Source organism: Protofrankia sp. Cj5 (genome assembly GCF_917627405.1).
In the GTDB taxonomy this organism is placed as follows: Bacteria; Actinomycetota; Actinomycetes; order Frankiales; family Frankiaceae; genus Protofrankia.
The window spans coordinates 1-8,644 of the sequence record NZ_CAKJTO010000152.1; the positions used below are offsets into that span (position 1 = coordinate 1).

Sequence of the window (8,644 nt, forward strand, 5' to 3'; positions counted from 1 at the left end):
ACTATCTGGTGGGACGCCTCGACGGCCAGTTGATCGCCGCTGTCGCCCGCTCCCAGAAGGCCTTCGACAGGCCTCAGAACAGCCTGGTCGACCCGTACACCGCCGCCCGCCCACCGGATTTCCTGCTGCCGCGGGGCCAGTCCGCGGGCACGCTCGGAGCCCGGTTGGTGGCCGGCACGGTCACCGACTCCGTAATCATCAACGATGATGGCTCGCTTGCGCCCCTGGACACAGCGAGCGCGACGGCTCTGACCGAGGTGCCGGCCGACGAACATCCGCATACCCGCACGATCGGCGGCAACGGGGAGTTCCGGCTGATCGCCCGCCGGATGCCGGACGGCGCCGTGCTCATCACCGGGCTGCCGCTGCACCCCGTCCAGGCGACCCTGTACCAGCTGGTGGCTGTCGGAGCCGCTGTCGCCGGGGCCGGGCTGCTCCTGGCCGGCTTCGCCGGCACGGTCGTGGTCCGGCTCACCCTGCGCCCGCTGCGACGCATGGCGGCCACCGCCAGGCGGGTCACCCAGCTTCCGCTGGACCGCGGCGAGGTCGCCCTGGCCGAGCGCGTCCCGGCAGCGGACACCGACCCGCGTACCGAGGTCGGGCAGGTCGGAGCCGCGCTCAACAGCATGCTCGGCCATGTCGGCGCGGCGCTCGCGGCGCGCCAGGCCAGCGAGATGAAGGTCCGCCAGTTCGTCGCGGACGCCAGCCACGAGCTGCGGACCCCGCTGGCCGCCATCCGCGGCTACGCCGAACTCACCCGCCGCGACCGCGACCAGCTGCCCCCCGACGTCGCCCACGCGCTGCGCCGGGTGGAATCCGAAGCGACCCGGATGACCAGCCTGGTCGAGGACCTGCTGCTGCTCGCTCGGCTGGACGCCGGGCGTCCCCTCGAGGCCGCGCCGGTCGACCTCTCCCGGCTTGTCGTGGACACGGTGAGCGACGCCCATGCCGCCGGCCCCGAGCACCGCTGGCAACTCGACCTGCCCGACGAGCCGGTGATCGTCACCGGCGACCCGGCCCGCCTGCATCAGGTGCTGGCCAACCTGCTCGCCAACGCCCGGACCCACACCCCGCCCGGCACAATGGTCACCGCGAGCCTGCACGCCCGCTCCCCCGGTCCTGCTGTGCTCACCGTCCTCGACGACGGGCCCGGCATTCAGGCGGATCTTCTTCCATCCGTGTTCGAGCGCTTCGCCCGCGGTGACGGTTCCCGTTCCCGCGCGGCCGGCAGCACCGGGCTGGGGCTGGCCATCGTCAACGCCGTCGTGACCGCCCACCGCGGCAGCATAGGAGTAACGAGCCGTCCTGGTCAGACGGCGTTTATCGTCCGGCTGCCCACGCACGTGCCGGCCGCGGTCCCGCTGGCCAGCGGCACGGTCACCGGTGGCCGGCCGTCAGCCCACGGCAGGCGCTGACGTTCGTGCCTGCCAGACACGCCTGGCAGGCACGAACAGGCTCACAGGAAAGACACAGCTTCGGCACAAAGAGCCGACAGCTCCCGGAGCGACTGTAGATTCCATGCCCACCGTGACCTCCACCCCGCAGGACGCACCTGGTAGAAACGCACCTGGTAGAAACACCCCACGGCCGGCCGGCGAGCCCCTTCCAGCCGCCCGCCGGCCCGTTCTGGCGACCCATCCCGCGGCAGTGCTGGACGTGGTCATTCCCGTCCACAACGAGCAGGCCGACCTGGAGCCCTGCGTACGCCGCCTGCACACGCACCTGACCAGGACCTTCCCGTACCCCTTCCGGATCACGATCGCGGACAACGCCAGCACCGACGCGACCCTCGCCGTGGCGGAGACGCTCCAGGCCGCCATCGCCGAGGTCACTGTCATCCACCTTGACCAGAAAGGCCGCGGGCGCGCTCTGCACACGGTCTGGTCGGCCTCTGACGCTCCGGTGCTGGCCTACATGGACGTCGACCTGTCCACCGACCTCGCGGCGCTGCTACCGCTGGTCGCCCCGCTGATCTCCGGGCACTCCGATCTCGCGATCGGGACCCGGCTGGCACGTAACTCGCGGGTCATCCGAGGCGCGAAGCGGGAAGTGATCTCCCGCTGCTACAACCTCATCCTGCGCGGCACGCTCGCCGCCCGTTTCTCCGACGCCCAGTGCGGGTTCAAAGCCATCCGCGCCGACGTCGCCGCGCGGCTGCTGCCGCTGATCGAGGACACCGGCTGGTTCTTCGACACGGAGCTGCTCGTCCTCGCCGAACGGTCCGGGCTGCGCATCTATGAGGTCCCGGTCGACTGGATCGACGATCCCGACAGCCGCGTTGACATCGCGGCCACCGCGCTGGCCGACCTCAAAGGCGTCGCCCGGCTCGGGCGTGCCCTCGCCAGCGGTGCGCTGCCCGTGCGTGACCTGCGCCGCCAGCTCGGCCGTGCGCCGCTGGAACCGGCTGTCCCCGGTGTGCCGGTCGGGTTGCCCAGACAGCTGGTGCGGTTCACCGGCGTAGGGCTGGCAAGCACCGCGGCCTACCTGGTGCTGTACGTGCTGCTGCGCGGCCTGGCCGGCGCCCAGGCCGCGAACCTGCTCGCGCTGGCGCTCACCGCGGTCGCGAACACCGCGGCGAACCGGCGGCTGACCTTCGGTGTACGAGGCCGCTCGGGAGCCGGCCGCCACCAGCTCGAGGGCCTCGTCGTCTTCGTTCTGGGACTCGGGCTCACCAGCGGGGCGCTGGCCGCCCTGGGCGCGCTGGCCGATCATCCCGGCCGGCTGCTGGAACTGAGCATCCTGGTCGCCGCCAACCTCGCCGCAACGGTCATGCGCTTCCTGCTGCTGCGTGCCTGGGTCTTCCACCCGCACCGCCAGCGGCTGTGACCACGGCGGCGGCCAGCCGCGCCCGCCGCATCAACAGCGACATCACCGACACCGCTGACACCGCTGACACCGCTGACACCGCTGACCACATCACAGACCACGTCCGGACTGGAGAAACGCCTGTGTCCACCTCGACCCTGCTCCCCACGAGCAGCCCGCCAGGAGCGCATCCGGGTGCAGAGCCCCATCGTGACACCGACGAGCGGCCGCCGGCCAGGCTGCGCCGCGGGCTACGCGGACACCCGCTCGACCCGGGATGAACCCGGCCCACGCTCTTGGCTCTGCTCGCCGTGACCGCCGTTCTCTACCTGTGGGACCTCGGTGCGTCCGGTAACGCCAACGACTTCTACGCCGCCGCGGTCCAGGCCGGCACGAAAAGCTGGAAGGCCTTCTTCTTCGGCTCCTTCGACTCGTCCAACTTCAAGCGCCCGGCAATAGGGGACGCGGCGTCGCGGGGCCAGGGCACGCACCTCGCGTCATCGCTCCCCGTCCATCGCCGCGCGATGCACGGGTACCCCGGCTCGTCGGTCACCACCCAACACCTCCGGCGACTCCCTCCGCCGCCTCACGATGCACGCACCCCAGCCCCGCTCCTTGACCCACACCCCTATTGCCGGACGCTCTTACTTGAACGTAGATCACGTGACAATACGTGGCCTGACAGCAGGAAAAATGCGGCCGGCCAGCATTGATTGCCATCATGATCAGCGCATGTTTGTTGTTAGGCACGCCGATCCGGGCAAAAACCGTACACAACGACAAACACGCGCCGATCATGGATCGCACGCTGCTCACGGACCGGAGTCGCAACACCCATCCACTGCCCGGTATAGATCACTAGCAGCGTCGGATGGGGTCACGACTCGGAAAGTTCCTGCCGTGCGACAGGGGCACGAGCCGGCTCCCTCGAGGTGGCGGGCAGTTTCAATCCGACTCGGAAAGTTCCTGCCGTGCGACCGGCGACTGCACAACGCCTACTGGGGTTCCGACTGTTTCAATCCGACTCGGAAAGTTCCTGCCGTGCGACTTCCTCCTGACGGCGGGGCTGGTGATGATAATGTGGTTTCAATCCGACTCGGAAAGTTCCTGCTGTGCGACAACTATATGTCCGAGAAGTTCAAGCATGGGCAGGGTTTCAATCCGACTCGGAAAGTTCCTGCTGTGCGACATCACCGAGTCCGAACCAGCCGCAGGAAACACAAGTTTCAATCCGACTCGGAAAGTTCCTGCTGTGCGACAGTACCACCGATCCTGGGGGGTCTGAGCTGCGGGTTTGCAAGATCCTTCCAGAACCTCCCGACAGGGGCTGTGGATAAACTGATCCAAAAGATTGATCGTTTACGTTTATGCAGGTCACAGAGATATCGATCTTTGCCAGAACCTCCCCGTTTTGTCGGCGTGTCAGAGGTTCTGGATGTCGATCAAGGTTTAACCGCTTGACAGCCACACGCATCGACCCCTCGGAACCTCGCCAGGGCAACCCAAGAAACAAGATCCTAACGGCCCGAGGCGAAACAGCCCAGGTCAGCCGTGCCCATCCTGGAGGTAGCGGAGGCCCCCATCGGCGAAGGCAGCCAGGGCGGCCTGAACCCGCCGCCAGACGTAGGGCCGCAGGAGGCGGGCGGCCTCATCCGGCGTGCAGAAGCGGACAGCGGCCAGCTCCGGGTCCACGGAGTGGAGACCTCGGGCGTGGTTCGCGGACAGCGTGCCACCGTCGAAGACGAAAGCCAAGAGATCGTCCCACGGTCCGTGCGGTGACACCCAGTCCACGCACAGCAGGTCACCGACGTGGGAGTCAAGGTCCAGTTCTTCCTTCAGCTCCCGCCGCAATGCCTCGCGCGGGGGTTCGTTGGCCTCGGCCATGCCGCCGGGCAGGTCCCAGTCCGGCTTGTACGTCGGGTCCACCAGCAGGATGCGGCCGGTGTCATCGCGGATCAGGGCATCGGCGGACACCCGCTTGCGGGCTTGGCGGGCGTTGCCCTCGGCCAGGTGAGCGAACTCGGCGGGGTCGCGGCCGGCGTAACTGGCCTCCCATTCCCGCTCGATGCTCACGACACCTCAGCGCTCCGGGATGCCGGTAGGGCAGCGGCAACCTGGCCGAGGAAAGCCGTCACGGTCGGGACGGCGCCAGCCGCCGGCCCAAGAGGCACGCAACTGGCCGACGACGCGGTCTGATGCCAGCTGCGCTGTCGCGCCGAGCACCTGGTCGCCGGCCTCACAGGCTCCGCCCAGGTCGCCGCGATCCAGATGCACCGTGGCGAGGGTCAGGTTGCTGAAGGCCCGGCTTCGTACGCGGTCCGGTGTGCGCAGCTCCAGTACCCGCCGGGCCTGACGCTCCGCGTGGTTCAGGTCGCCCAAGTCGCGCAGGCAGATAGCCGTTTCGGCTGCCAGCGCCGCCTCGTCGAACGGGCTGAGCCATTCGTGACCGGCGGCCACAGCGCGGGCAAGTTCCTGCTCCGCGTCCCACAGGGCGGCCAGACAATCCGGCCGCGTACCAGCCAGGGCACTTCCCCGGGCCTTCATGGCGTACAAGCGGCTTCGGAGTGCGCCGCAGTCCGGGTCGTCGGGCACCAGCGCCAGGCCAGCATCGGCCAGCCGGACGGCGTCGCGCGGTCGCTCATGTTCCAAGGCTAGGTGACTCTGGCTGACCAGGGCTTGGGCACTCAGCGCCTGGTCTGCGGCGGCCGTGGCGAGCCCGAATGCCTGGACGAAGTGTTGGGCGGCGAGGTCGCCGCGCTCATCGTCGTAGGCCAGCCATCCGGCCAGATCCGTCAGCGACGAGGCCGCCGAGAACATCGCCGACGGTGGGTGCTGGTGCCCGACCAGTTGCGGGGCTACCTCCGTCTGGATGAAGCGCACCACCACGGGGTACAGCCGGCCGCCGCCCATCTGGCGGTCCGCCGCCCGGAAGGCCAATGCCGCCGCGCGGATGGTCTCCAGGGTGTTGCCGCCTGCAAACGGTGCGGCCACGAGGCCGCCGTCCGGCCAGACCGTGGGCGTTGCCGGAACTCCGCGGGGACGGCCAGGCAGATCGAACCACAGCAGGTGAGGAGGAAGCCCCAGCGTCCGAGCCCAGTGGGTCAGCCGGTCCAGGTCCCGGATCGCCGGGCCGCTCTCGATTCGGCTCACCTGGGCCTGCGTCAGACCGAGCCAGCTTCCCAGACGCTCCTGGCTGATCGGCCGCCGGTGGTGCGGGTTGAGCCGGTAGGCCGCCGAAACCAGCCCCATATGTTGGGCTGCGAAGGCGTCCCGAAGTTGATCGGTCTGCCAGAAGTGGGCCGGCACCGTCGGGGGCTGGGAGTGGCGCTGGTGCTGGCGGCGCTCGCACGGACCGCACGCGGACCCGGCGTTGTCCCGGGCCAAGCGGCTCCCACAGGTCTGGCAGTAGCGGGCCGGTGCGGCGTCCATGTTTCGTCCGACCTGCCCCCGCTCGTGGTCATCCCGGTGCGCTACGGAGCAGTGTAAGTCCTGGTCCGTCACCGACGGGTGGAGTCCCGGCGGCCGGATGTATGGCCGTCATACGCGAGGCGGCATGGTCGCCCCCGCTGGGGCCGCTCACGCTGACACGCAGGGCGCCCGAGGTCGGACCGAGGCCATCTCCCCGGCCTCGGGCGTCAGCCAGACGGCATGACCTTAAACGGAGGAAGCCATGGACGGACCCGACCCCGGACCAAACATCACGGTGAGACCTGCTGACGCTACCGGGCCAGACACGGTTGCGCTCGCCCGGCTGCGCACCTCAGAGCGGGCCGGCTCCGGTGTACGGGTATATCAGCCTGGAACACGCGGACGAAGCCGAAATTGACCGGCTCACCGACCAGCTCACCAAGCACGCCTTCATATTGTCGAGGCCCTGAGCCTGGCCGCCGCCTACTATCCATCCCCCATCGGCCAGGGCAAGGTGACGTGGTGCCAGATTGAGGCTCCCACCTCGGCCCTGTGTCGAACCCCCAGCGCCTGATTTGCCGTATCGTCGTCCCGCCGTCGCCCGAACTGATACGGCGCGGTTCTTTGATGATCTGGCGGTTTTGGAATGGGTATGAGCGGCCTACGGAACCTAGATGCCCACCTTCCCCGGAGTGGCCCATGAGATACTAGCGTTGCCAATGATCGCTATGTACGCTTCCCCATCTTGGAGTTTCGCTGCCATGCTCACCGCCGATCGCTGGATGACCGAATACCCGCCTGGCTGCCGACCGAAAAAGGAGCCCGGCGAGTATTGGCCGTCCCGGACGGCCTGGTGCTGGCCCAGGTCGAAAATGACCGGCTCACTCTCACCGGCCTTAGCGGACAGGCTGCGGAGTCGGGTGCCGACGTGTTCAGCTTGCCGGACGGCGCGGCCGATGAAGTGCCGGCCCTGGCGAAGGAGCTGACCGGCCTCGGCCTGGTTGGACGCTTGCGCAATCCGTCGCTGTGGGAGGCTCTGGCCACCGGCATCCTGCGCCAGGTCATCCGGGCGGGGCAGTCCAAGAAGCTATTCCGGGCACTGTGTGCGGTCCACGGCGAGCGGGTGGCGCTGCCAGACGGCGATTTCTACAGCCTCTTTCCTACAGCCGAAACAGTCCTCAGTCTGACCGACGTGCAGTTTACTGAAATCGGCTTGGCCTTCAAGCGGCCGGCTTTGCAGGCTGCCGCGGCGGCCTACGTGGAGCACGGCACCACCTGGAGCCGCCTGTCTTGGCCCGCCCTGGTTGACGAACTGCAAAGCGTGCGGCGCATCGGCCCGTGGACGGCCGGCGCGGCCGTGGCCGACTACACGAACGACTGGGGCCTGTACCCCTACGCCGATCTGGCGGTACGTACGTGGGCGGGGCGCGCTACTCCTTCGCATCACTGGTTCCATAACGAACGCGCCTTCGGCGCCCAGTGGCGGCATCTGGCCGGAGAACACCTTTCCACGCTTACGCTTCTCACCCTCGCCTGGGGATCACGCCATGGAGACATCGGATGACGCCGCCGTCCGCGGCGCCAACCCAAACCACCCCCTCGACGCCATCTTTATCAACGCGCCGCTCCGCGATTACGGCCTGCGCCCCCGAGTCAACGACTTCACGTTGCCCGTGCTGGGTATGGCCTATATCGCCACCTACGCCGCCGCCCAGGGATTCAATGTCGGCATCCTCGACGCCGAAGCCTTGGGCCTGGGCGTCAAGGAAACGTCCCAGCTCGTGGACCGCCTCGGGCCGCGCTGGGCCGGCTTCAACCTGCTGGCCCCTACCTATGAGGTAAGCGCCTCGCGTCATCGCTCCCCGTCCATCACTGCGCGATGCACAGGTACCCCGGCTCGTCGGTCACCACCCACCACCTCCGGTGACTCTCTCCGCCGCCTCGCGATGCACGCACCCCAGCCCCGCTCCCTGACCCACACCCCTATTGCCGGACACTCTTACTTGAACGTAGCTCACGTGACAATACGTGACCTGACAGCAGGAAAAATGCGGCCGGCCAGCATTGATTGCCATCATGATCGGCGCATGTTTGTTGTTAGGCACGCCGATCCGGGTAAAAACCGTACACAACGACAAACACGCGCCGATCATGGATCGCTCGCTGCTCACGGACCGGAGTCGCAACACCCATCCACTGCCCCGGTATAGATCACCGGCAGCATCGGATGGGGTCACGACTCGGAAAGTTCCTGCCGTGCGACGCTCAAAGCCAACGTACATATGTTTTGTTGAGTTTCAATCCGACTCGGAAAGTTCCTGCCGTGCGACTGCGGCAGCCAACCTGCTATTCAACACTGCCCGGTTTCAATCCGACTCGGAAAGTTCCTGCCGTGCGACAGATATAGAGGCATTTCGACTATTTATGTGGA

7 protein-coding genes, 1 pseudogene and 1 CRISPR repeat array are annotated in these 8,644 nt (G+C 67.8%); of the genes and pseudogenes, 6 read left to right on the plus strand and 2 right to left on the minus strand.

Annotation, left to right across the window (positions count from 1 at the left end; all coding sequences use genetic code 11):
* The 4 genes from MJ777_RS21070 to MJ777_RS23290 all read left to right on the plus strand — a co-directional run.
* On the plus strand, positions 1 to 1,415 hold a 1,415-nt coding region (locus MJ777_RS21070), incomplete at its 5' end, for a HAMP domain-containing sensor histidine kinase (protein WP_239377552.1).
* Between the two features lie 103 nt (positions 1,416 to 1,518).
* Positions 1,519 to 2,826, plus strand: coding sequence for a glycosyltransferase (locus MJ777_RS21075; protein WP_239377553.1), 1,308 nt, complete (start codon positions 1,519 to 1,521; stop codon positions 2,824 to 2,826).
* Entirely contained in the window at positions 2,823 to 3,086 is a 264-nt protein-coding gene (locus MJ777_RS23285; protein WP_370652799.1) for a hypothetical protein, read from the plus strand. The genes MJ777_RS21075 and MJ777_RS23285 overlap by 4 nt, the downstream gene beginning before the upstream one ends.
* A 30-nt stretch (positions 3,087 to 3,116) precedes the next feature.
* The gene (locus MJ777_RS23290) at positions 3,117 to 3,518 is read left to right on the plus strand and encodes a hypothetical protein (RefSeq protein ID WP_370652800.1); all 402 of its coding nucleotides are present in this window, start codon (positions 3,117 to 3,119) and stop codon (positions 3,516 to 3,518) included.
* A gap of 158 nt (positions 3,519 to 3,676) precedes the next feature.
* A CRISPR array of direct repeats spans positions 3,677 to 4,064; the repeat unit is 28 nt; unit sequence GTTTCAATCCGACTCGGAAAGTTCCTGC.
* Positions 4,065 to 4,350: 286 nt separating this feature from the next.
* On the opposite strand, the gene MJ777_RS21085 is transcribed toward MJ777_RS23290, so the two are convergent.
* Positions 4,351 to 4,878 carry an NUDIX hydrolase gene (locus tag MJ777_RS21085; protein WP_239345806.1) on the minus strand — a complete coding sequence of 176 codons (528 nt, stop codon included), beginning with the start codon at positions 4,876 to 4,878 and terminating at the stop codon, positions 4,351 to 4,353.
* Positions 4,879 to 4,884: 6 nt separating this feature from the next.
* On the minus strand, positions 4,885 to 6,234 hold the full coding sequence (locus tag MJ777_RS21090) for a helix-turn-helix transcriptional regulator (RefSeq protein ID WP_239377554.1): 1,350 nt from the start codon (positions 6,232 to 6,234) through the stop codon (positions 4,885 to 4,887).
* Between the two features lie 811 nt (positions 6,235 to 7,045).
* Here MJ777_RS21090 and MJ777_RS21095 point away from each other — a divergent pair.
* Both MJ777_RS21095 and MJ777_RS23295 read left to right on the plus strand, forming a co-directional pair.
* Positions 7,046 to 7,777 (plus strand): hypothetical protein, encoded by a 732-nt coding sequence (locus MJ777_RS21095; RefSeq protein ID WP_239377555.1) that lies wholly within the window; start codon positions 7,046 to 7,048, stop codon positions 7,775 to 7,777.
* A pseudogene (locus tag MJ777_RS23295) lies at positions 7,761 to 8,060 on the plus strand (radical SAM protein); the annotation flags it as partial. The gene MJ777_RS21095 and the pseudogene MJ777_RS23295, both read left to right, overlap by 17 nt.
* Positions 8,061 to 8,644: the final 584 nt, after the last annotated feature.

What these genes read in the sequence shown, in the direction of transcription:
- MJ777_RS21075 (WP_239377553.1), top strand. Translation starts at nt 1,519, where the DNA reads ATGCCCACCGTGACCTCCACCCCGCAGGACGCACCTGGTAGAAACGCA.
- MJ777_RS21090 (WP_239377554.1), bottom strand. Translation starts at nt 6,234, where the DNA reads ATGGACGCCGCACCGGCCCGCTACTGCCAGACCTGTGGGAGCCGCTTG.